This is a genomic window from Agrobacterium sp. H141, from assembly GCF_057158725.1.
The window spans coordinates 111,249-133,213 of the sequence record NZ_CM169893.1; the positions used below are offsets into that span (position 1 = coordinate 111,249).

The window sequence follows — 21,965 nt, forward strand, 5'->3', positions numbered from 1 at the left end:
GTGATTTTCCATTAGGCTAGCGGCAGGAACGGCCTTAGCGCAGCTTCAGCCGCAGGGCAACGATGGCGGCAGCTGTCTCTTCAATAGACCGGCGCGTGACATCAATAATGGGCCAGTTATATCGAGCGCAGAGGGCTCGGGCATATTTCAGCTCTTCGGCAATCGTTGCCCTGTCCGTATAGTGGCTCTTGTCGAAGCCCCCGGTGGCTCCCAGTTCCCGGTTTTCTCTGACTTGCGAGATCCGATCGCTGGTCGCAATCAACCCCACAATCAAAGGTCTCTTCGCCTCAAGGACACTGGCGGGTAATGGCACGCCTTCAACGATCGGCAGGTTTGCCGTCTTGATACCTCGGTTGGCGAGATAGATGCTGGTTGGCGTTTTCGAGGTGCGGCTGATGCCAATGATCAGAACATCAGCCTCTTCATAATCATCAGACATCTGACCATCATCATGATCCATGGTGTAATTGAGGGCTTCGATCCGCGCGAAATATTCAGAGTTGAGCGCGTGTTGCGCCCCTACCCTTCGCTTGGACGGTGCACCGAGATAAGTCTGAAATGTCACCATCACGGGTTCAAGCACGTTAACGCTTGGCACACTCATGGCCTTGCATCGCTCGTCGATGAGATCGGCAAGCTCTCTGTCAACGACTGTGTAAAGCACGATGCCGGGTTTCTGATCTATGGCTTCCAGAACGGGTTCGAGCTGTCGGCGGGTACGGATGAGCGGATAGACATGCTCTATCGCCGCACTGGACTGAAATTGCGCCGCGGCTGCGCGACCGGCGGAAATGAGTGTTTCTCCCGTGGAGTCAGAAATGAGGTGCAGATGAAAGAAAAGTTTCTTGTTCTCCACGTTTTTCTCCTGGGGCTGTTGAAAACACGGGACAACAAGCTCGACCATCAACGTCGTGGTTCCGGCTCGGGATAACCCACCGGTTTATCCACATGGTGCTCTCTGTCTGCTTCACGTTATCGGGTCATGTGGGTCCTGGGGATAAGATAGAGTTGCTATAGGCACTCCACAGCTTATCCACAGTTGGGGGAATATAGCGGAAAGCACTAAGTCTTTGTGAAATATAACGACTTTTGACGTTTCCCCATTTTATCATCTCTTTGCACGCGAATGAATTGCAAGCCTGTGGGTGAATTCGAGGATGGGGAGGAAATGTGCGACATTGTTAATCCTTGATAGTCACCGACTCTTAGAAATAAAAGAAGAATCAGATTCTCTTTATTTTATTGAAAGTAAGTGGTGGTGACCCAGAAACGTCGTAAGATGCTCGAAGTTCTCAATGGCCAGGTGGTGATGCCACCACCGGTCTGGCTCATGAGACAAGCCGGACGTTACCTCCCGGAATATCGGGAAACACGAGCCAAGGCCGGGAGCTTCCTCAATCTTTGCTACACACCGGACTTTGCAACGGAAGTGACACACCAGCCAATTCGTCGATATGGATTTGATGCCGCTATCCTGTTTTCCGATATTCTGGTTATTCCCGATGCGTTGAAACGCAATGTTCGTTTCACGGAAGGTAAGGGTCCGGAGATGGATCCCATTGACGAGGCGACGATCCACACACTCGATGGAAGTAGAGCCATCGACTATCTGGCCCCTGTCATGGAAACAGTTGGACGCTTGCGCAGGGAGCTGCCTGAGGAAACAACGCTTCTTGGTTTTTGCGGAGCTCCGTGGACTGTCGCGACCTACATGATTGCCGGGCATGGAACGCCTGATCAAGCGCCGGCGCGTTTATTTGCCTATCGGCATCCGGAAGCATTTGAGCATCTGCTGTCGCTGCTGGCTGAAATTTCGGCCGATTATCTGGTTGCACAGATTGATGCTGGCGCCGACGCCGTGCAGATTTTCGACTCTTGGGCAGGCGTGCTTGGCGAAGATGAGTTTGAAAAGTTCTGTGTGAAGCCCGTTTCGCGGATGATCGACATCGTTCGATCCAGGCGTCCATCGGCAAAGATAATTGCGTTTGCTAAGGGCGCCGGCGTGCTGTTGAAAGATTATCGCAGGAAAACCGGCGCGGACGCGATCGGTTTGGATTGGGCAGTCCCGCTCGAGTTTGCGGCAGAGTTGCAGAAAGACGGCCCCATCCAGGGTAACCTCGACCCAATGCGTGTGGTGGCGGGCGGTCAGGCCTTGGTAGACGGCATCGATCGTATTCTTGACAAGTTGGGCAATGGTCCGCTGATCTTCAATCTCGGCCACGGCATTACCCCACAGGCCGATCCGGCAAACGTGACGACGCTTGTCGAGCGCGTACGGAGCTACGGGCAATGACCGTGGACGGCGAACGCAAATCTGGCAGTCGTGTTGCTCTGCGGGCCGGAATTGCGCTCACCGTCTTTGTCGCTGCTGCAGTCGGTTTGATGTTCATGGATCCAGGGACGCGCTATCTCTGGATCAAATCGCTGCACGTCATTGCAGTGATTTCCTGGATGGCCGGCATGCTCTATCTGCCGCGGCTCTTCATCTACCACATAGACAGTCAGCCGGAGTCAGACCAGGCGCGCACCTTCAGCATGATGGAAAAGCGGCTGATGCGGATCATCATGACACCGGCCATGATCCTATCCTGGCTGTTTGGACTGTTCATCGCTTGGGATATCTACGGCTTCAGCGGCGGTTGGCTGCATGCGAAGTTGCTGGCTGTGGTCCTGCTGACCGCGACGCATGTTTATTTCGCCAAAGCCGTGACTGCGTTTGAGCAGGGTCGTTACATCAAGAACGCCCGTTTTTGGCGGCTGGCCAACGAGATTCCGACGATTTTGATGATTTTCATCGTGATAATGGTAATTGTGAAACCGTTTTGAGCTGATTTTCGATGCGGTTGCATAAAATCAACGCATTTTCCTTTTTACCTTGCGGTATGCGGTTGAAATCGCTATTTTCCGCACATCTCATCTTCGTGGCATGTGTTGCTTTCTGTATTATGCGGTTCCAAAAATCGCATTGAATTCCACATCGCACGCCTTTCCCAGCAGAACTGAACGTGGTCCCCTTCATGGCTGAAATGAAGCTACAAGAACTTAAAAGCAAATCTCCGACAGATCTTCTGGCCTTTGCCGAATCTCTTGAAGTTGAAAATGCGAGCACAATGCGCAAGCAGGAGCTCATGTTTGCGATCCTCAAGATGCTCGCCAGCCAGGATGTCGAGATCATCGGAGAAGGAGTCGTTGAAGTTCTTCAGGATGGCTTCGGTTTTCTACGTTCCGCGAACGCCAACTATCTGCCAGGCCCGGATGATATCTATATCTCACCGTCACAGATCAGGCGGTTCTCGCTCAAGACCGGTGATACGGTTGAAGGGCCAATCCGCGGACCGAAGGAAGGCGAGCGTTACTTTGCCCTCCTGAAGGTCAACACGATCAATTTCGAAGATCCTGAGAAGATCCGCCACAAGGTGCATTTCGACAATCTGACGCCTCTCTATCCGGATGAGCGCTTCAAGATGGAACTCGAAATTCCGACATCGAAGGATCTTTCCGCTCGCGTCATCGATCTTGTTGCTCCTCTTGGCAAGGGCCAGCGTGGATTGATTGTTGCGCCACCACGTACCGGTAAGACGGTTCTGCTTCAGAACATCGCCCATTCGATTACGGCCAATCATCCGGAATGCTATCTGATCGTGCTGCTCATTGATGAGCGGCCAGAAGAAGTGACCGACATGCAGCGCTCCGTGCGCGGCGAAGTTGTCTCCTCGACATTCGATGAGCCGGCTGTGCGCCACGTTCAGGTTGCCGAAATGGTGATCGAGAAGGCCAAACGTTTGGTCGAGCACGGGCGAGACGTTGTCATTCTGCTGGATTCCATTACGCGCCTCGGTCGTGCTTACAACACCGTTGTGCCCTCCTCCGGCAAGGTTCTGACCGGTGGTGTGGATGCCAATGCGCTGCAGCGTCCAAAGCGTTTCTTTGGTGCTGCCCGTAACATTGAAGAAGGTGGCTCGCTCACCATTATCGCCACGGCGCTAATCGATACCGGTAGCCGTATGGATGAAGTTATCTTTGAAGAATTCAAGGGTACTGGTAACTCGGAAATCGTTCTCGACCGCAAGGTGGCTGACAAGCGTATCTTCCCGTCGATGGATATTCTCAAGTCCGGCACACGTAAGGAAGACCTGCTCGTGCCACGTCAGGATCTGCAGAAGATCTTCGTGCTGCGTCGTATTCTGGCACCGATGGGCACCACTGATGCCATCGAGTTCCTGATCGACAAATTGAAGCAGACCAAGACCAATGGTGATTTCTTCGACTCGATGAATACCTGATACCATTCCTTTTGGGATGTCGAGATGTGGCGGAGCGGGCAATTATATGTCCGTTCCGCCATTGTCGTTTTGAATGTTCAATGCGTCATGACGTTGATGCTTTTTGGTTCTGGAGCGTAATAAGAGATCATGACGGAACGGGATACAATCTTTGCCCTTTCCAGCGGTGGGTTACCGTCAGGGGTGGCAGTAATCCGTGTGAGTGGACCTGCATCATTGGATGTTTGTCATGAGCTTGCAGGGTCCATTCCCAGAGATCGGCTTGCGACCCTCAAAACGATTCGTTCCCGTGATGGTTTACCCATCGATCAGGCACTGATCCTGGTATTTCGAGCTCCGCGTTCCTTTACGGGCGAAGACAGCGTCGAATTCCAGGTTCATGGGGGCAAAGCCGTCGTTAGAGCGCTGTTGGCGGCAATTTCCGAGTATCCGGGTTGCCGGATGGCGGAAGCCGGTGAGTTTTCACGCCGGGCATTCGAAAACGGCAAACTGGATCTGGTAGAGATTGAAGGGCTGTCAGATCTGATCACGGCTGAGACCGAGATGCAGCGACGGTTGGCCCTGGAACAGAGCGGCGGTCATCTGTCAGAGCTCTACTCTGCTTGGCGCGCGCAACTGATTCGGTCTCGCGCGCTCATAGAGGCAGAGCTCGACTTTTCGGATGAGGGTGACATTCCTGGTTCGGTTAGTGATCAAATCTGGGATGAGCTGAAGGGATTGAGAGCTGAGATCGCACGGCATCTTGGCCAATTCCATGTCGGCGAAATCATCCGTGATGGGTTCAAGGTGGCGATCATCGGCCCGCCGAATGCCGGAAAATCCAGTCTTTTAAACGCCTTAGCGAGACGTGATGTAGCCATAGTGACGGAGCATGCGGGGACAACACGCGATATCATTCAATGCGATCTGGATATTGATGGTTATGCTGTTCAATTGTATGACACCGCTGGTCTGCGCGAGACTGCGGATGCGATTGAGCTTGAGGGCATCAGACGGGCGACCTCGCTGCTCGAACAGTGCAACCTTGTCTTGAGCCTGTCTGAAATCGGCCGGAGACCAATGGATGCGGCCGATCTAAACATTTCGGTTCCGTTATTGTCTGTCGGAACGAAAAGCGATGCACATGCAGCAGCGTCCGAGAGCTGCAGCTATGATGTTATCATATCGACAATGAACTCATCTGGGTTGGATACATTGCTGGATGCATTGCGGAGGGCAATCGTTGCCGATGTCGGACATGAGATGGGAATGCTGCCGGCCCGATTGAGGCAAGCTGAACACGTGCGTGACGTGTATGCTGCTGTAGACCAAGCCCTTAGCGGTGAAGAGTTTGCATTAGAGGTGCGAGCGGAATATCTCAGAAATGCCGGAGACGCGATTGGTCGATTGACCGGTCGAATCGATGTCGAAACGTTATTGGGTTCGATCTTCTCCGAGTTTTGTGTTGGAAAATGATTCACGTGAAACACTCAGTGCGTTCGAGCAATCTGTTTGTTGTTCTGGAGAGAAAAGATGACCGATAAATTTGACGTCATTGTAATTGGTGGCGGCCATGCGGGCACAGAAGCAGCCGCTGCCGCTGCCAGAACTGGCGCGGAGACGGTCCTGATCACGCACAGGGCGGATACTATCGGCGCCATGTCTTGTAATCCCGCCATTGGTGGTTTGGGCAAGGGACATCTTGTGCGTGAGATTGACGCTCTCGACGGGCTGATGGGTGTTTGCGCAGACAAAGGCGGGATCCAGTTTCGGCTGCTTAATCGAAAAAAGGGTCCGGCTGTGCGCGGACCCAGGACGCAGGCTGACCGGTCACTTTACAAAAGCGCGGTGCAGAACGCCGTTGCCGAAACGAATAATCTTCAAGTGATTGAGGGTGATGTCTTTGATCTGCAGGTCAAGTCAGGGGTTCTTACAGGCGTTTGCCTGAGAGATGGACGGACAATCGAAGCCCGGGCGGTGGTGCTGACAACAGGTACCTTTCTGAACGGGCTTATTCATATTGGCGATCGAAAGATACCGGCTGGCCGAATGGGAGAGGCGCCATCACTTGGCTTGAGTGAACGTCTGTCGCTATTGGGTCTCGATCTCGGCCGCCTGAAGACAGGTACGCCGGCGCGTCTGGACGGTCGTACTATTGATTGGCAGTCATTGGACCGGCAGAGCGCGGATGATGAACCGGTACCGTTCTCCTTCATGACCGATGCTATTACCAATCGGCAAATTGATTGTGGTGTCACCCGGACAACGGAAGCCGGACATCGGGTCATTCGTGATAACATGCATCGATCGGCAATGTATTCCGGGCAGATCGAAGGCATTGGACCGCGTTATTGCCCTTCAATTGAGGACAAGATCCAGCGCTTCGGTGATCGAGACGGCCATCAGATCTTCCTCGAGCCTGAGGGCCTTGAGGATCATACAGTCTACCCCAATGGAATTTCGACGTCTTTACCTGAGGATGTGCAGGGCGAGTTCATTCACACCATCCCGGGACTTGAGAATGTCACCATTCTCCAACCAGGCTATGCGATTGAGTATGACTACATAGATCCGCGGCAGCTGGAACCGACTTTGGAGTTGCGCGCCTTGAAGGGTCTGTTTTTGGCAGGTCAGATCAATGGCACTACCGGTTATGAAGAGGCCGGAGCCCAGGGATTGGTTGCCGGCATCAACGCTGCACGATTTGTATCCGGTCAGGATGGATATGTGTTTTCGCGTACCAATTCCTATATCGGTGTGATGATTGATGATTTGACGTCACGGGGCGTTCTGGAGCCCTATAGAATGTTTACGTCGCGCGCTGAGTACCGTCTGACATTAAGGGCCGATAATGCAGACTTGCGTCTGACGCCCATTGGGGTGGAGCTCGGCTGCGTCAAAACAGCAAGATCGGAAAAGTTTCGACAATACTCGTCCAGCTACGAAGCAGGCAGAGCTATCCTATCATCGCTTTCCCTCACGCCTTCTGACGCGCGGCGCATCGGTCTGGACGTGAATCAAGATGGACGACGCAGATCGGCCATGGAGCTTCTGTCATACCCTGCGGTCAGCTTCGCCGATCTGGCTTCAGCATTACCAGAGTTGGCGACGATAGAGCCTTGTGTGGTCGAGGCTCTTGAGAATACTGCGACATATGCTGTCTATCTTGATCGGCAGGCCGATGATATCGAGCGTACACGGCGTGAAGAAAATCGGGTCATTCCGGTGGATTTTCAGTTTGAAGGTTTGCCAGGCCTCTCGATTGAAATGCAGCAGAAGCTGTCGAAGTATAGACCTCAGAACATTTCGCAGCTCTCGAAGATAGATGGCGTTACACCGGCAGCGGTCGCGCTTGTTATTGGTTTGTTGCAGAAATCGGCGGGCGGTAGAGGAGGTATTACTGTCAATGGATAGAAAATACCTTGAAAATGTTTTGGGGCGCACTGTTTCACGTGAAACGTTTGAGAGGCTTCAGCATTTTTCAGAACTCTTTCAGAAGTGGGCTGCACGAATCAATCTTGTCGCGCCTTCAACAAAGGGTGATTTGCAGACCCGGCATATTGCCGACAGCGCTCAACTGATGAAGATTGTATCCCAACCGAAACAATGGATCGATCTTGGAAGTGGGGGCGGTTTTCCGGGGATCATTACCGCCATTCTCTTGGCAGAGTCCGACGCCGGATGGGTGGATCTGGTCGAGAGCAACCACAAGAAGGCTGCGTTTTTGCGGACTGCGTTGTTGGAAACTGGCGCTCGAGGAGCTGTCCATACCAGCCGCATTGAAGATGCCGTAAAAAAACTGCCTTCTTGCGACGCTATTTCTGCGCGCGCCGTCGCTGATCTCGACAAATTATTGGGTTTCAGTATCCCATGGGTAGAGGCGCAAGAAAATACGCGGTGTTTCTTCCATAAAGGCCGGGATTACGTAGCAGAAGTCGACAAAGCGCGTGACCGCTGGCGCTTCGATCTGGTAATACATCCTAGCGCCATCGAGGCGGATTCCTTTATCCTGGAAATTACCGGTCTTTCGCGTAGGGTTTAACTGTAGTCAGGTGCGGCATGGCCAGTGACAAGAACCGAATTATCACTATTGCAAACCAGAAAGGCGGCGTTGGTAAGACAACAACCGCTATCAATCTGGCAACGGCGCTCGCTGCGATCGGTGAGAAAGTCCTGATCGTCGACCTCGATCCCCAGGGCAATGCCAGTACTGGACTTGGTATCGATCGCAGAGATCGTACGCATTCGTCCTATGACCTTCTGATCGGTAGTCATACGGTGGCCCAGGCGGCGATCCAGACGGCTGTGCCCAATCTCGCCATTGTGCCGTCTACGCTCGATTTGCTTGGTCTTGAAATGGAAATTTCGCAGCAGGCAGACCGCGTATTCCGTCTGAAGAAATCGTTGCAAGAGGCAAGTGCCGCTGAATATTCCTATATTCTTCTGGATTGCCCGCCATCCTTCAACCTGTTGACGATGAACGCAATGGCGGCTGCACATTCCGTCCTTGTGCCGCTTCAGTGTGAATTCTTTGCGCTTGAGGGTCTTAGCCAGCTGCTGGAAACAATCAATCAGGTTCGACGTAGCGTAAATCCCGCTATCGATATCCAGGGCATCGTTTTGACGATGTATGATGCGCGAAACAACCTCGCGCAGCAGGTGGTATCTGATGTGCGAACGCATCTCGGCGAGAAGGTCTATCATACGCTTATCCCGAGAAATGTTCGGGTGTCCGAGGCACCCTCTTACGGCAAGCCGGCGATCCTCTACGATTTGAAGTGTGCAGGTAGCCAAGCCTATCTTCAACTTGCCTCCGAGGTGATACAGCGGGAACGTCAGCGGAAGGCTGCCGCGTGATTGAGCGTGCATCTGCAAAAGTGAGTTTAGTATGAACGACGATATTTCGAAACGCCGCCTCGGTCGTGGCCTCGCCGCCTTGATCGGTGAGATGGATCAACCGACGCAATCTGCCGACAATGCCTCGGTGATTTCGGCGGATCGCACGGTTCCCATCGAATTTGTATCGCGCAATCCGCGCAACCCGCGTCGTTATTTCGATGAGAGCGAGTTGCAGGATCTTGCGGGTTCCGTTCGTCAGCACGGCATTGTGCAGCCCGTTGTTGTGAGAACGCGGGAGAAGGACCGTTTCGAGATTATCGCGGGGGAGCGTCGTTGGCGGGCCGCACAGCTTGCCGGCCTGGTTGAAATTCCGGTGATTGTTCGCGACGTCGATGACAAGACCGCGCTTGAGTTGGCAATCGTTGAAAATGTTCAGCGGCAGGATCTCAACCCGCTGGAAGAAGCTCTGGGCTATGAGCAGCTGATTGCTGACTACGGATATACGCAGAACGATCTGGGCGAAGTGATCGGCAAGAGCCGCAGTCACGTGGCCAACAGCCTGCGTCTCTTGAAACTGCCGGAACCCGTTCGTGAGATGCTTGCGGGCGGGAGCCTGTCGGCTGGTCATGCCCGCGCCCTCGTCTCGACGTCGGATCCCGTCGGTTTGGCCAAGACTATTACCTCCAAGGGACTCTCAGTCCGCGACGCGGAACGCCTGGCACAGAATCATATTCGCGCGGAGAACGAACCCTCGACGGGCGCACAGCCGAAAGTGGAGAAGGATTCCGATACGGTCGCGCTGGAACGCAGTCTGTCGGATAGCCTCGGTCTGTCTGTGGTGATCAACCACAAGGGCGAAGGTGGGCAAATCAAGATTGCTTATAAGTCACTGGAACAACTAGAGGAAATCTGCCGCCTTCTTGAAGGCCGGGTTTGATTTAGCTGGCTATCGATTGCGCCGTGCGGACTGCAATGTCGTCGACAGAAGCGTCTGCATGGCTATATCGTCTTCCAGCTGTGGCCGTTGCCGGCACAGCAAGATAGCGCTCAGCATCCTTGAGGTTTCTTTGGCCAGATCGGTGCTGGTCCAGTTTCGCAAGGCACGTTCGACCACCGGTTTGCGCTTGAAGTGAATGCCACGGCCCAAGGTCTGCATTGCCTGGCCTGCCTGCAGCCGTTTGTCTTCCATTTCTGTCTTCATCACATCCAGTTGCTGAAATTGCCTCAGACAGGCTTGCAGCAACAGGAATACAGGTGTCTTTGAGCTCACGATCTTATTTGTGGCATGCAGGAAACCTTCGCGGTCGCCCTTCAGGACGGCGTCGACGGCTTCATCGACCGATATGGCGCTGGCATCCCCAATGATCTCGACCACGTGCTCCAGGTCGATTTGTGGCAGATTGAGGCAGTATAAAAGCAGCTTGTTGATCTCGTTGCGCGACGCGATGCGGTCTCCGCCAAGTGAGGAGACCAGCATGTCGCGCGCTGCCGGCGTGATTCGCTGGCCTGTCTGTCCAAGCTCAGAGTCAATCAGGGCATTGAGGGATCGGGCATCGTCCTGATAGCAGGCAATCTGTGCACAGATGCGGGAGGATTCACCAATCCGGCGCAGTGCGGCACCTTTTTTCAAGTCACCGGCCTCGATGATTACAAATGATCCTTCAAGCGTCCCCTTGGCGAGCTGGTCGACGGCATCTGTGAGGGCTTTTTCCGTGCCACCGGCACGAAGCCAGATCAGCTTTTCGCCGCCGAAGAGGCCTATCGAACCGGTCTCGTCGAGGAGCCTGCCGGGGTCACCCTGCAGGTCTGTTGCATCGAGGCGGATGAGGGCAAACGGGTCGTCAAGAGGCACGCCGGTGACCGCGGCAAGCTGGACTGCGCGTTCGGACACAAGACCTCTGTCGGGACCGTACAGGATGAACAGGCGATAGCTGCGCGCTGATCCTTTCAGGAACCCGTCATATTCGTGGGATTTTATCTCGGTCATTTGCGATCAAAGGTCCAGAGTCGTTGGCTCGGCGGTCAGCCGCGTCACATGGCTCGCTCTGATGATCAACGACCAAGAACGGCAGCAAGGTCTGCGCGAATGAGTTCAGCCAGCTGCCTCGCAGCACGGTTTTCGGCATCACGTATGGCGCGGAGCTTTGCAAATTCCTGCGCGGGATAATCGACAAGCGCAACCGCCTGGCGGTGACCTGCCCGAAGAACGGTCGCATCGCCCGTCCGTGTTACGGTGTAGTCTGCAGACACGACGACGCGGCCAGCTTTCGCTGTATCGGAGGAGCGTTCCAACAGGACGCCTGACGACACGGTCTTGACACGCAGGTCCACCCGGTATTCCGGATTGGCCGGTTCCCCTGCCCCACCGGCAGTCAGGAAGATCAGGTGATTGCGCACCTCCTGGGAGACGCGGTCCTTGGCATCGGAGAAGGCTATCGATCCGAGGCTGTGCGCGGCCGGTGATGTTTCACTATAGAGCGGCTGTACCTGACAACCGGAAAGGATCACCAGGGCAGCGACAATGCCGGCGGAGGCTGATCGGCCAAACCAGGCCGCAATCGAACTAGACGACAAGGTTCACAATCCTTTGAGGTACAACAATAATCTTCTTCGGCTGCTGGCCGTTGAGCAAGGTTTTGATCGCGTCGAGCGCCAAAACGGCCTGTTCGACCTCATTCTGGTTCGCATCGCGCGCGATTGTCAATTCAGCACGTTTCTTTCCGTTGACCTGAATTGGCAGGACGATCTCGTTTTCGACCACGAGAGCAGGATCGAAGATCGGCCAAGCGGTCTGCGCGACAATGCCGCCATTGCCCAGTACCTTCCAGCATTCTTCCGCCAGATGCGGCACCATGGGCGCGATGATCTGGATGAGGATCTCTGTGGCATCGCGTGTTGCCGCGATATAGTCGGGCGTCACATCCTTGCCGGCGGCAACCTTGCCGAGCGCCGGCGCCAGCATGTTCACGAACTCATAGATGCGGGCGATCGCCTTGTTGAAGGACAGCTTGTCGAGATCTTCGCCAACGGCCTTCAGCGTTTTGTGCGCGGCCTGTGACAATGCCAGAGCATCGCCATCCTTAGCCGGATTCCGCTCTACCGTCTTTAATTGAGCGGCAGCTTCGGAGATCACGCGCCAGACACGCTGGACGAAGCGGTGTGCCCCTTCGACGCCAGCCTCGGACCAGATCACATCCCGTTCCGGCGGAGAGTCAGACAATACGAAGAAGCGCGCAGTGTCGGCTCCATAGGAGGCCAGGATATCATCCGGGTCGACCACATTCTTTTTCGACTTGGACATCTTCTCGATGGAGCCGATCTCGACTTCTGAGCCGCCTTCCAGCATGAAAGCCCGACGGGTGCCATCGGTCTCCTCGATCCGGATATCTGCCGGGGCAACCCACTGGCCGTTGGAACCCGAGCCCAGACGATAGGTTTCATGAACCACCATGCCCTGCGTGAAGAGGCCCTTGAAAGGCTCAGAGAGGCTGACATGACCGGTTTCACGCATGGCGCGGGTAAAGAAGCGCGAATAGAGCAGGTGCAGGATCGCATGCTCGATACCGCCGATATACTGATCCACCGGCAACCAGTGATCCGCAACAGCCGGATCCGTCGGATTGGCTTCCCACGGTGCGGTAAAGCGGGTGTAGTACCAGCTCGAATCGACGAAGGTATCCATCGTGTCGGTTTCCCGCCGCGCAGGTTTGCTGCAGACCGGGCAATCGACATGGCGCCACGTGGCATGGCGGTCCAGCGGATTGCCAGGAACGTCGAAAGTCACATCATCTGGAAGTTTGACCGGAAGATCTGATTTCGGAACCGGTACGACACCGCAGTCCTCGCAATGAATGACCGGGATCGGGCAGCCCCAATAACGTTGGCGTGAGACGCCCCAGTCGCGCAGGCGGAACTGTACCTTGCGTTCGCCCTGCGCTTGTCCATTCAGTCTCGTCTCCGACAATTTGTCGGCTACCGTCTGGAAAGCTTCATCGGTGGAGAGGCCATTGAGGAAACGTGAATTGATCATGACGCCGTCGCCGTCATAGGCGGTGTCACCAACCTCGAACGTGTCGGCGTTGGCGTCTTTCGGCATGACCACGGCTACGACAGGCAGGTCATATTTACGTGCAAAGTCCAGATCGCGCTGGTCTCCGGACGGGCAGCCGAAGATGGCGCCTGTGCCGTAATCCATCAGGACGAAATTGGCGATGTATACCGGCAGTTCCCATTCTGGATCGAACGGATGCTTGACCCGCACTCCGGTGTCCATACCCTTCTTTTCCGCCGTTTCCAGGGCGGCCAAGGAGGTACCGGCACGGCGGCACTCATCGCAGAATGCAGCGATCTCGGCATTGTTTTCGGCGACGGACCGGGCCAGCGGGTGGTCTGCGGCAATCGCCATGAAAGATGCGCCAAATAGGGTGTCCGGGCGAGTGGTGTAAACAGACAATTCCGAGAAGCCGGCCGGTGCAGATGCAGGCGTGATCTCCCAGCGCAGGGTCAGTCCTTCGGAGCGACCGATCCAGTTCTTCTGCATCAATCGGACCTTTTCGGGCCAGTGATCGAGATCATCCAGCGAATCCAGCAGATCCTGGCTGAAATCGGTGATCTTGAAGAACCACTGGGTCAATTCACGCTGTTCCACCAGCGCGCCAGATCTCCAGCCGCGACCATCGATGACCTGCTCATTGGCCAGCACCGTATGGTCGACCGGGTCCCAGTTGACCTTGGATTGCTTGCGGTAGACCAGGCCCTTTTCCATCATGTCGAGGAACAGGTGCTGCTGCTGCTGATAGTATTCGACATCGCATGTTGCGAATTCTCGCGACCAGTCGAGCGAGAGGCCCATCGACTTCAGCTGGGTACGCATGGTTGCGATATTCTGGTAGGTCCAGTCCTTGGGATGGACATTGTTCTGCATCGCGGCGTTCTCTGCGGGCATACCGAATGCGTCCCATCCCATGGGGTGCAACACGTTAAAGCCGCGGGCGCGCTTGTAGCGCGCCACGACATCACCCATGGCGTAGTTGCGAACGTGGCCCATATGGATGCGTCCCGATGGATAGGGGAACATCTCAAGGACGTAATATTTTTCCCGTGGATCGCTGTTGTCGGTCGTGAAGACGCCGGCATCCGACCACTTGGCCTGCCATCGGGGCTCGGCATCACGAGGATTATAACGTTCGCTGCTCATGTCATGCTATTCCGGGATAAGGGGAAGTTGGCGAGACCTTCACCATGAAACCGCCCAAGCGTCAAGTTTAAGAGGTCCTCAAACGGGCTTTGGCATCCTGGCGGTGAATGGTAATGGATGTCAGCCCTAGATAGGTCAAAATGACGGAATTGAAATATGACGATTGAAGAAAGACTCTCCGAAGTTCGCGAACGGATCGCCAAGACGGCTGACAGGTCGAAACGCGACGAGGGTTCGGTGGAACTCGTTGCTGTGTCGAAGACATTCGATGCGGATGCGATCAGACCGGTCATTGCCTGTGGGCAGCGTGTATTCGGCGAGAACCGAGTGCAGGAAGCGCAAGCGAAGTGGCCCGAGCTGAAGGCCGAGACTGCTGGCATCGACCTTCATCTGATCGGCCCTTTGCAGTCCAACAAGGCGGCGGACGCTGTCGCACTGTTCGATGTCATCGAGACAGTGGACAGGGAAAAGATCGCGCGTGCGCTTGCTGAGGAAATGAAGCGTCAGGATCGCCACTTGCGCTGTTATGTCCAGGTCAATACCGGGCTCGAACCACAGAAAGCCGGCATCGAGCCGGACAAGACAGCTGAATTCGTGACTTTATGTCGGGACGAACTGGGGCTTCAGATTGAAGGTCTGATGTGCATACCACCTGTTGATGAAAACCCCGGCCCTCATTTTGCATTGCTCGCCAAGATCGCAAAAGACTGCGGTGTAGAACGTCTTTCCATGGGCATGTCCGGTGATTTCGAGACGGCCATCGAGTTCGGCGCCACCAGTGTTCGTGTCGGTTCTGCTATCTTCGGTGCACGCTGAGCGTATATTCCGCACTATTTGATACGTGTACCGCTTTCGTCTGGCTTTTCAGCGAGGCTTCACCCCGGCTAAGATGACGACGGAGGATGAGACATCCTTTGTTTTCTGGGGAGGAAACCATGCAGTCACGATATCGCGACGTCTATGAATCATGGCGTGATGCGCCTGAACAATTCTGGGCTGAGGCGGCTGAAAACCTCGACTGGTTCAAGCCGGCGGAAAAGGTGCTGGACGAAAGCGCGGGTGTCTATGGTCGCTGGTTTGTCGGCGCTGAGACAAATACCTGCCACAACTGCCTGGACCGAAATATTGCAGCCGGTCGCGGTGCTCAAGAAGCGCTCATCTACGATAGCCCGATGACAGGCGCGAAGACCCATTTCACCTATGATGCGATGCTTGAAGAGGTTCAGGCGATCGCAGCTGTTCTGGTCAACCACGGCATCAGTAAGGGTGACCGTGTGATCATCTATATGCCGATGATCCCCGAGGCGGTGTTCTCGATGCTGGCCTGCGCGCGCATCGGTGCTGTGCATTCCGTGGTTTTCGGCGGTTTCGCCGCGCATGAACTGGCAACGCGTATCGATGATTGCCAGGCAAAGGCGGTTATCAGCGCCAGCTGCGGCCTGGAGCCCGGGCGCGTGGTGCCTTACAAGCCTCTGCTCGATCACGCCATTGACCTTGCCAAGACGAAGCCGAATTACAGCTTTATTCTTCAGCGCGACGAGTTGCATGCGCCTTTGCGTTACGAGCACGGCGATGTGGATCTCGCGCAGGCAATTGAAGCGGAGAAATTGTTGGGCGCCGACGTGCCTTGTGTGCCGGTTCTGGCCACCGATCCGCTCTATATTCTCTACACCTCCGGCACGACAGGCGAGCCCAAAGGGGTGGTCCGTGACAATGGCGGGCACATGGTGGCGCTACACTGGAGCATGGAGAACATCTTTGGCGTAAAGCCGGGTGAGGTATTCTGGGCCGCATCCGATATCGGTTGGGTCGTTGGACATTCCTATATCGTCTATGGCCCCTTGCTGGCCGGCAACACAACCATCCTGTTTGAAGGAAAGCCCATAGGGACCCCGGATGCCGGCACATATTGGCGGGTGATCGCCGAGCATAACGTGAAGACGCTTTTTACGGCGCCAACCGCATTCCGGGCCATTCGCCGTGACGATCCGGAGGCAGACTTCGTTCAGAAATACGACCTCTCCGGCTTCCGAGCGCTTTATCTGGCCGGTGAAAGGGCCGATACCGAAACGATCAAATGGGCTGAGCGCGCGCTCGGTGTGCCGGTGATCGACCATTGGTGGCAAACGGAAACCGGATGGCCGATTTCTGCCAACCCGTACGGGCTTGGGCTTCTCCCGGTCAAATACGGGTCTCCGGCGGTGTGCATGCCGGGATATGCGGTGGAGGTTCTTGATGATGAAGGGCATCCCGTCGCCGATGGCACGCTCGGCAATATCGTTGTGAAGCTGCCGTTGCCGCCCGGGGCCTTGGTGACGTTCTGGAATGCCGACGAGCGCTTCCGTACGTCCTGCCTTGAGGAGTTCCCGGGCTATTACAAGACATCGGATGCGGGTCTGATCGATGAGGACGGTTACCTGTTCGTCATGGCGCGAACCGATGACATCATCAATTGCGCGGGTCACCGTCTCTCGACCGGCGCGATGGAGGAGGTGTTGGCAACGCATCCTGATGTGGCGGAATGTGCAGTGGTCGGCATCGCCGATTCTCTCAAGGGGCAGGTCCCTTGCGGATTTCTTGTGTTGAAGAAGGGCGTCTCGCGCGACCAAGCGATCGTTTCACGTGAAATCATACAGCTCATTCGAGACGAGATCGGCCCAGTGGCTGCCTTCAAGAATGTGATGATTGTCGAGCGGCTGCCGAAAACCCGCTCCGGCAAGATCTTGCGTGGAACCATGCAGAAAATCGCCGATGGATTGCCCTGGAAGATGCCGGCGACCATTGACGATCCGGCGATTCTCGACGAGATCACTGCCGTTCTCCAGCAGCACGGAATGGCAGAGACTGCGTGATATCAATAAGGCCCCGGCACTGATATTGCCGGGGCCTTCAATCAATTCAAAGCAGATGGAGAATATCAGTCCTCGTCTTCGTCCTGAGGCTGATCGGACTTGAGAGACTTCAGCTTTGCGAAGACCGCATCCGCATCGATTTCCTTCTCTTCTGCGCCATGATCACTGCCGATATAGTGCTCTGTGTCGCTGGCCGATTGCAGCGTCGCACCCAGTTCTGCCTCGGTCGGCAACGGACGGCCCTTGGAGGCCTTTTCGACTTCCAGGTCGAGATCAATCTGGCTGCAAAGGCCAAGCGTTACCGGATCCATTGGCGCGAGATTGGCCGAGTTCCAGTGGGTCCGATCACGAATCTGCTCGATGGTGCTCTTGGTGGTACCAACCAGACGCGAGATTTGCGCATCCTTGAGTTCAGGATGGTTGCGCACCAGCCAGAGAATGGCATTCGGTCGGTCCTGACGCTTGGACACCGGGGTGTAGCGCGGGCCACGGCGCTTGGAATCCGGAACGCGAACCTTTGGCTCGGAGAGCTTGAGTTTGTGATTCGTATCAGATTCGGCGCGCTTGATTTCATCGCGGGATAGCTGACCGGTTGCAATCGGATCGAGACCCTTGATGCCCTGCGCCGCTTCGCCATCGGCGATTGCCTTCACTTCAAGTGGATGCAGCTTGCAGAACTGGGCGATCTGATCGAACGAAAGTGCTGTGTTGTCGACCAACCATACAGCCGTCGCCTTGGGCATGAGCAGTGTTTGAGCCATTTACAATAGTCCTCTTAGACGTCCGCGCCGGGGCTCGCGGGCCGTGGAATCTACCACAATTTCCGGGAATTCGTTGGGGATATAACCGTAACTTACGTAAATTGCAATTCTCTGAAGCCGCAATGACCTTTGTCTAATTGCTCATGCGCTTTGATTTGCTATGTATGGGCTCAAATTGGGGGGCGGAGGCCTTCAAATAATAAAGACGCGCGTCAACATGAGGAGGAGTTCATGTCAGCCAAAACCTATCCGGTGCTTCCATCGGCTAAAAGTCGCGCCTTGATCGACAAGGAAACTTACCTCAAGTGGTATCAGGACAGCATCGACGATCCCGATGCATTCTGGGGTGAGCATGGCAAGCGCATTGACTGGTTCAAGCCTTATACGAAGGTCAAGAATACGTCGTTTGAGGGCGATGTATCGATCAAATGGTACGAAGACGGCCTGACCAACGTTTCCTACAACTGCATCGACCGCCATCTGGAAACCCATGGCGAAAGGACGGCGATCATCTGGGAGGGGGACAACCCCTATATCGACAAGAAGATCACCTATAATCAGCTCTACGAGCAGGTTTGCCGTCTTGCGAACGTCCTGAAGGAAAACGGCGTCAAAAAGGGCGATCGGGTCACAATCTATATGCCAATGATCCCGGAAGCGGCTTATGCGATGCTGGCATGCTCGCGCATCGGTGCTGTTCATTCGGTTGTCTTCGGCGGGTTTTCGCCAGAAGCGCTGGCAGGTCGTATTGTCGACTGCGAGTCGACCTTCGTGATTACCTGTGACGAGGGTGTGCGTGGCGGCAAACCTATTCCGCTCAAGGAGAACACCGACAAGGCGATCCATATCGCGGCAAAGCAATATGTCACCGTAAGCAATGTGCTGGTGGTGCGCCGTACCGGTGGAAAGATCGAATGGGCGCGCGGTCGAGACATCTGGTACCACGAGGCAATCGCCAAGGTGGAGCCGGAATGCCCGCCTGTGAAAATGAATGCGGAGGATCCGCTCTTCATTCTCTACACATCGGGATCGACCGGCAAGCCGAAGGGTGTGCTGCACACGACCGGTGGTTACCTCGTCTATGCATCGATGACGCACCAATATGTCTTCGATTACAAAGACGGTGAGATCTACTGGTGTACGGCCGATGTCGGCTGGGTGACCGGTCATTCCTACATCGTCTACGGGCCGCTTGCGAATGCGGCGACGACTGTCATGTTCGAGGGCGTGCCGAATTTCCCCAATCAGGGACGGTTCTGGGAAATCGTCGACAAGCATAAGGTCGATATTTTCTATACCGCGCCGACCGCCATTCGTGCGCTGATGGGCGCTGGCGACGATTTCGTCAAACGGTCATCACGGGCCAGCCTGCGCCTGCTCGGTTCCGTGGGCGAGCCGATCAATCCGGAAGCCTGGGAATGGTATTACAACGTGGTGGGCGAGCAGAAATCGCCGATCGTCGATACCTGGTGGCAAACGGAGACGGGGGGTATCCTGATCAGCCCGCTGCCCGGTGCAACCGATCTCAAGCCCGGCTCTGCGACCCTTCCCTTCTTCGGGGTAAAGCCGGAACTCGTCGACAATGAAGGTCATATTCTGGAAGGCGCTACCGACGGTAATCTTTGTATCGCCGACAGTTGGCCAGGCCAGATGCGCACCGTCTATGGCGACCATGAGCGCTTCATCCAGACCTATTTCTCGGCCTATAAGGGGAAATATTTCACCGGTGATGGCTGCCGCAGAGATGAGGACGGCTATTACTGGATCACCGGACGCGTCGATGACGTGCTCAATGTTTCAGGTCACCGTCTTGGCACTGCGGAAGTCGAATCGGCGCTTGTGTCCCATGAGATGGTTTCAGAAGCCGCAGTTGTGGGTTATCCGCATGCGATCAAGGGTCAGGGCATTTACTGCTACGTGACGCTGATGGGGGATCACGAAGGCGATGATGCGCTGCGCCAGGATCTCGTTCGCCATGTCCGCAATGAAATCGGGCCGATTGCAACACCGGACAAGATCCAGTTCTCGCCGGGCCTGCCCAAGACCCGCTCCGGGAAGATCATGAGGCGTATCTTGCGCAAGATTGCCGAGGACGATTTCGGCGCCTTGGGCGATACGTCGACACTTGCGGATCCGGCTGTGGTCGACGATCTGATCGCCAATCGGCAGAACCGCGCAAGCTGAGCGATAAAGCTCTGGCCAGATCCATGAAGTCCCTGCTGGGTAAGGCGGGGACTTTTTCTTTGGTCATTGGGTTTGCGGGCAGATCGGCCTGATCTTCTTCCCACCATCATAGCGAACGACAAGGCCTGATTGCATCAATTTGTCGGCTGGATCGTCGCCATTGGGGAGCCTCACATCTGCGAGTATCCGCCCATAATATTTGTCGCCTGATATCTCTGTCAGGAATATTGATGGGCTGTTTTCCAGCAGGTTGGTGAGTGCCTCGTGGGCCCTATGGGCGGCGTCTCTCATTGCCGGGCAACGATCTTTCATCTCCGGCGCATCGATCCCGCGTAGCCGCACATAGGTTGTAATGCTCTGGGACGGCCAGGGCTTGGCTGCAACCAGAACGGTGTCGCCATCGATAACCCGGATGATCTCAGCTTCTACGGGTCCTGCGATGACGCCCTGCCGTGCGGATGCCGTGGGCAGGTGAACGGCCATTACTGAGACCAGAGTCAAAAGACATGTCGAACGAAGAAACATGATAGGATCATATTCCTTAATTAATTCCAATTCAACAGGAATTAATTCAGATCAAAAGTCTATGGCGCGGCCTTTGATCTCCCAATCGCCGAAGCGTGCCGGGTCTTTGCCGCCACGCCCACCGAGTTCCTGGGGCGGCTCGACCTCTGGAGAATTCAATCGTCGCTCTTCGGCTTCTGCCAATGCGCGCCTGGCTGCGGCGGAAAGCACTTTCTCGGGCTTTTCGGCAGGCGCATCGGCTGTCTGCTTGTCAAAGTTAGCGTCGGTCATCGTCTCCCGCTCCGCGAATATTGAAAAAACAAGTTCGGATTTACATCTTATAGCACAGGCACATAGGAGTCTGGTCCTTGCAAAGCAAGGCCGTTGAGAATGGAGACAAGCCATGAATACAATTCGGACCGCGATGTTGCTTGCCTTCATGACGGCGCTTTTCATGGGTGTTGGCTATATGATCGGCGGGCAAAGCGGCATGTTGATCGCTCTTGTGATCGCGGCTGGTATGAACTTCTATTCCTATTGGAATTCGGACAGCATGGTCCTGAAGGCCTATCATGCGCAGGAAGTGGATGAGCGATCTGCGCCAGAATTCTATCAGATGATCCAGAGACTGACGGCCAACGCCGGCCTGCCGATGCCGAAGGTCTTTGTTTTCGACAGCCCGCAGCCGAACGCCTTTGCCACCGGTCGCAACCCGCAAAACGCCGCAGTGGCCGCATCGACAGGGCTTCTTCGCCGACTGTCTCCGGATGAAGTCGCGGGCGTCATGGCGCATGAGCTTGCCCATGTGGAGAACCGCGATACGCTGACCATGACGATTACAGCCACGCTTGCGGGTGCGATTTCCATGCTCGGAAATTTTGCATTCTTCTTTGGTGGTTCTCGCGACGATCGCAACAATCCGTTCGGGTTTGTGGGCATTCTTCTGGCGATGATCGTGGCGCCGCTTGCCGCCATGCTGGTGCAGATGGCGATCAGCCGCACGCGCGAATATGCCGCTGACAAGCGCGGTGCTCAAATCTGCGGCAATCCTCTGTGGCTCGCCTCAGCACTTGGCAAGATCGCCGGAGATGCATCGCAGATCCATAATCCTGATGCCGAACGGCATCCGGCGACCGCGCACATGTTCATTATCAATCCGCTGAGTGGCGAACGAATGGATAATCTCTTTTCAACCCATCCGAATACGGAAAACCGCATCGCAGCGCTTCAGGGCATGGCGCAGGAGATGGGTCAGGGGTCGACGCCATCGGCGCCAACTGCTAAGCCCGCGCGCAAATCGCGCTCTGTACCCAATGTTGGCTGGGGCCGCGGTAGCTCCCAACCGCGTAAAGGTCCCTGGTCTTGA

At 55.4% G+C, this 21,965-nt stretch carries 19 protein-coding genes; 12 read left to right on the forward strand and 7 right to left on the reverse strand.

The annotated features are described in order from the left end of the window. Positions 1–34: 34 nt before the first annotated feature. Entirely contained in the window at positions 35–856 is an 822-nt protein-coding gene (locus ACWPM9_RS00495; RefSeq protein ID WP_484757557.1) for a pyruvate, water dikinase regulatory protein, read from the reverse strand. 402 nt (positions 857–1,258) lie between these two features. Between ACWPM9_RS00495 and hemE the strand changes: the two genes are divergently transcribed. The 8 genes from hemE to ACWPM9_RS00535 all read left to right on the forward strand — a co-directional run bounded on the left by hemE (position 1,259) and on the right by ACWPM9_RS00535 (position 10,038). After that, positions 1,259–2,293 carry a uroporphyrinogen decarboxylase gene (gene hemE, locus ACWPM9_RS00500; RefSeq protein ID WP_428188378.1) on the forward strand — a complete coding sequence of 345 codons (1,035 nt, stop codon included), beginning with the start codon at positions 1,259–1,261 and terminating at the stop codon, positions 2,291–2,293. Continuing rightward, the gene (gene hemJ / locus ACWPM9_RS00505) at positions 2,290–2,826 is read left to right on the forward strand and encodes a protoporphyrinogen oxidase HemJ (protein ID WP_484756379.1); all 537 of its coding nucleotides are present in this window, start codon (positions 2,290–2,292) and stop codon (positions 2,824–2,826) included. The genes hemE and hemJ overlap by 4 nt, the downstream gene beginning before the upstream one ends. 191 nt (positions 2,827–3,017) lie before the next feature. Next, a complete protein-coding gene (gene rho, locus ACWPM9_RS00510; protein WP_428188380.1) occupies positions 3,018–4,283 on the forward strand; it encodes a transcription termination factor Rho in 1,266 nt (421 codons plus the stop codon). Positions 4,284–4,412: 129 nt separating this feature from the next. Further along, on the forward strand, positions 4,413–5,738 hold the full coding sequence (gene mnmE, locus ACWPM9_RS00515; protein WP_484756380.1) for a tRNA uridine-5-carboxymethylaminomethyl(34) synthesis GTPase MnmE: 1,326 nt from the start codon (positions 4,413–4,415) through the stop codon (positions 5,736–5,738). Positions 5,739–5,795: 57 nt separating this feature from the next. Beyond that, complete coding sequence (gene mnmG, locus ACWPM9_RS00520; protein ID WP_484756381.1) at positions 5,796–7,676, forward strand: tRNA uridine-5-carboxymethylaminomethyl(34) synthesis enzyme MnmG; 1,881 nt, start codon at positions 5,796–5,798, stop codon at positions 7,674–7,676. Continuing rightward, positions 7,669–8,304, forward strand: coding sequence for a 16S rRNA (guanine(527)-N(7))-methyltransferase RsmG (gene rsmG, locus ACWPM9_RS00525; RefSeq protein WP_484756382.1), 636 nt, complete (start codon positions 7,669–7,671; stop codon positions 8,302–8,304). Before mnmG ends, rsmG begins: the two co-directional genes overlap by 8 nt. Positions 8,305–8,321: 17 nt before the next feature. Then, positions 8,322–9,119, forward strand: coding sequence for a ParA family protein (locus tag ACWPM9_RS00530; RefSeq protein WP_428188384.1), 798 nt, complete (start codon positions 8,322–8,324; stop codon positions 9,117–9,119). A 31-nt stretch (positions 9,120–9,150) separates the two neighbouring features. Further along, positions 9,151–10,038, forward strand: a complete 888-nt coding sequence (locus tag ACWPM9_RS00535) for a ParB/RepB/Spo0J family partition protein (RefSeq protein WP_428188385.1) — start codon at positions 9,151–9,153, stop codon at positions 10,036–10,038. Between the two features lie 9 nt (positions 10,039–10,047). Here the strand turns inward: ACWPM9_RS00535 and holA are convergent, their stop codons facing one another. From holA to leuS, 3 genes are all read right to left on the reverse strand, one after another. Beyond that, positions 10,048–11,088, reverse strand: coding sequence for a DNA polymerase III subunit delta (holA, locus tag ACWPM9_RS00540; protein WP_428188386.1), 1,041 nt, complete (start codon positions 11,086–11,088; stop codon positions 10,048–10,050). Positions 11,089–11,153: 65 nt separating this feature from the next. Then, positions 11,154–11,675, reverse strand: a complete 522-nt coding sequence (lptE, locus tag ACWPM9_RS00545) for an LPS assembly lipoprotein LptE (protein ID WP_428188387.1) — start codon at positions 11,673–11,675, stop codon at positions 11,154–11,156. Continuing rightward, positions 11,665–14,298: a leucine--tRNA ligase gene (gene leuS, locus ACWPM9_RS00550; protein WP_484756383.1), complete on the reverse strand. Its 2,634-nt coding sequence runs from the start codon at positions 14,296–14,298 to the stop codon at positions 11,665–11,667. The genes lptE and leuS overlap by 11 nt, the downstream gene beginning before the upstream one ends. Positions 14,299–14,454: 156 nt before the next feature. Between leuS and ACWPM9_RS00555 the strand changes: the two genes are divergently transcribed. Both ACWPM9_RS00555 and ACWPM9_RS00560 read left to right on the forward strand, forming a co-directional pair. Then, positions 14,455–15,114, forward strand: a complete 660-nt coding sequence (locus tag ACWPM9_RS00555; protein WP_484756384.1) for a YggS family pyridoxal phosphate-dependent enzyme — start codon at positions 14,455–14,457, stop codon at positions 15,112–15,114. A gap of 119 nt (positions 15,115–15,233) precedes the next feature. Then, a complete protein-coding gene (locus ACWPM9_RS00560) occupies positions 15,234–17,150 on the forward strand; it encodes a propionyl-CoA synthetase (protein ID WP_484756385.1) in 1,917 nt (638 codons plus the stop codon). A gap of 65 nt (positions 17,151–17,215) precedes the next feature. On the opposite strand, the gene ACWPM9_RS00565 is transcribed toward ACWPM9_RS00560, so the two are convergent. Beyond that, positions 17,216–17,911 carry a DUF1013 domain-containing protein gene (locus tag ACWPM9_RS00565; protein WP_484756386.1) on the reverse strand — a complete coding sequence of 232 codons (696 nt, stop codon included), beginning with the start codon at positions 17,909–17,911 and terminating at the stop codon, positions 17,216–17,218. Positions 17,912–18,142: 231 nt separating this feature from the next. Here ACWPM9_RS00565 and acs point away from each other — a divergent pair, with 231 nt between their 5' ends. Further along, entirely contained in the window at positions 18,143–20,095 is a 1,953-nt protein-coding gene (gene acs / locus ACWPM9_RS00570; protein ID WP_484756387.1) for an acetate--CoA ligase, read from the forward strand. 63 nt (positions 20,096–20,158) lie between these two features. On the opposite strand, the gene ACWPM9_RS00575 is transcribed toward acs, so the two are convergent. Further along, positions 20,159–20,620 carry a thermonuclease family protein gene (locus ACWPM9_RS00575; RefSeq protein WP_484756388.1) on the reverse strand — a complete coding sequence of 154 codons (462 nt, stop codon included), beginning with the start codon at positions 20,618–20,620 and terminating at the stop codon, positions 20,159–20,161. 51 nt (positions 20,621–20,671) lie between these two features. Then, positions 20,672–20,890: a DUF1674 domain-containing protein gene (locus ACWPM9_RS00580; protein WP_428188394.1), complete on the reverse strand. Its 219-nt coding sequence runs from the start codon at positions 20,888–20,890 to the stop codon at positions 20,672–20,674. A 112-nt stretch (positions 20,891–21,002) separates the two neighbouring features. Between ACWPM9_RS00580 and htpX the strand changes: the two genes are divergently transcribed. Continuing rightward, the gene (htpX, locus tag ACWPM9_RS00585; protein ID WP_484756389.1) at positions 21,003–21,965 is read left to right on the forward strand and encodes a zinc metalloprotease HtpX; all 963 of its coding nucleotides are present in this window, start codon (positions 21,003–21,005) and stop codon (positions 21,963–21,965) included.

What these genes read in the sequence shown, in the direction of transcription:
- hemJ (WP_484756379.1), top strand. Translation starts at nt 2,290, where the DNA reads ATGACCGTGGACGGCGAACGCAAATCTGGCAGTCGTGTTGCTCTGCGG.
- rho (WP_428188380.1), top strand. Translation starts at nt 3,018, where the DNA reads ATGGCTGAAATGAAGCTACAAGAACTTAAAAGCAAATCTCCGACAGAT.
- mnmE (WP_484756380.1), top strand. Translation starts at nt 4,413, where the DNA reads ATGACGGAACGGGATACAATCTTTGCCCTTTCCAGCGGTGGGTTACCG.
- mnmG (WP_484756381.1), top strand. Translation starts at nt 5,796, where the DNA reads ATGACCGATAAATTTGACGTCATTGTAATTGGTGGCGGCCATGCGGGC.
- rsmG (WP_484756382.1), top strand. Translation starts at nt 7,669, where the DNA reads ATGGATAGAAAATACCTTGAAAATGTTTTGGGGCGCACTGTTTCACGT.
- ACWPM9_RS00530 (WP_428188384.1), top strand. Translation starts at nt 8,322, where the DNA reads ATGGCCAGTGACAAGAACCGAATTATCACTATTGCAAACCAGAAAGGC.
- ACWPM9_RS00535 (WP_428188385.1), top strand. Translation starts at nt 9,151, where the DNA reads ATGAACGACGATATTTCGAAACGCCGCCTCGGTCGTGGCCTCGCCGCC.
- holA (WP_428188386.1), bottom strand. Translation starts at nt 11,088, where the DNA reads ATGACCGAGATAAAATCCCACGAATATGACGGGTTCCTGAAAGGATCA.
- leuS (WP_484756383.1), bottom strand. Translation starts at nt 14,298, where the DNA reads ATGAGCAGCGAACGTTATAATCCTCGTGATGCCGAGCCCCGATGGCAG.
- ACWPM9_RS00555 (WP_484756384.1), top strand. Translation starts at nt 14,455, where the DNA reads ATGACGATTGAAGAAAGACTCTCCGAAGTTCGCGAACGGATCGCCAAG.
- ACWPM9_RS00560 (WP_484756385.1), top strand. Translation starts at nt 15,234, where the DNA reads ATGCAGTCACGATATCGCGACGTCTATGAATCATGGCGTGATGCGCCT.
- ACWPM9_RS00565 (WP_484756386.1), bottom strand. Translation starts at nt 17,911, where the DNA reads ATGGCTCAAACACTGCTCATGCCCAAGGCGACGGCTGTATGGTTGGTC.
- acs (WP_484756387.1), top strand. Translation starts at nt 18,143, where the DNA reads ATGTCAGCCAAAACCTATCCGGTGCTTCCATCGGCTAAAAGTCGCGCC.
- ACWPM9_RS00575 (WP_484756388.1), bottom strand. Translation starts at nt 20,620, where the DNA reads ATGTTTCTTCGTTCGACATGTCTTTTGACTCTGGTCTCAGTAATGGCC.
- ACWPM9_RS00580 (WP_428188394.1), bottom strand. Translation starts at nt 20,890, where the DNA reads ATGACCGACGCTAACTTTGACAAGCAGACAGCCGATGCGCCTGCCGAA.
- htpX (WP_484756389.1), top strand. Translation starts at nt 21,003, where the DNA reads ATGAATACAATTCGGACCGCGATGTTGCTTGCCTTCATGACGGCGCTT.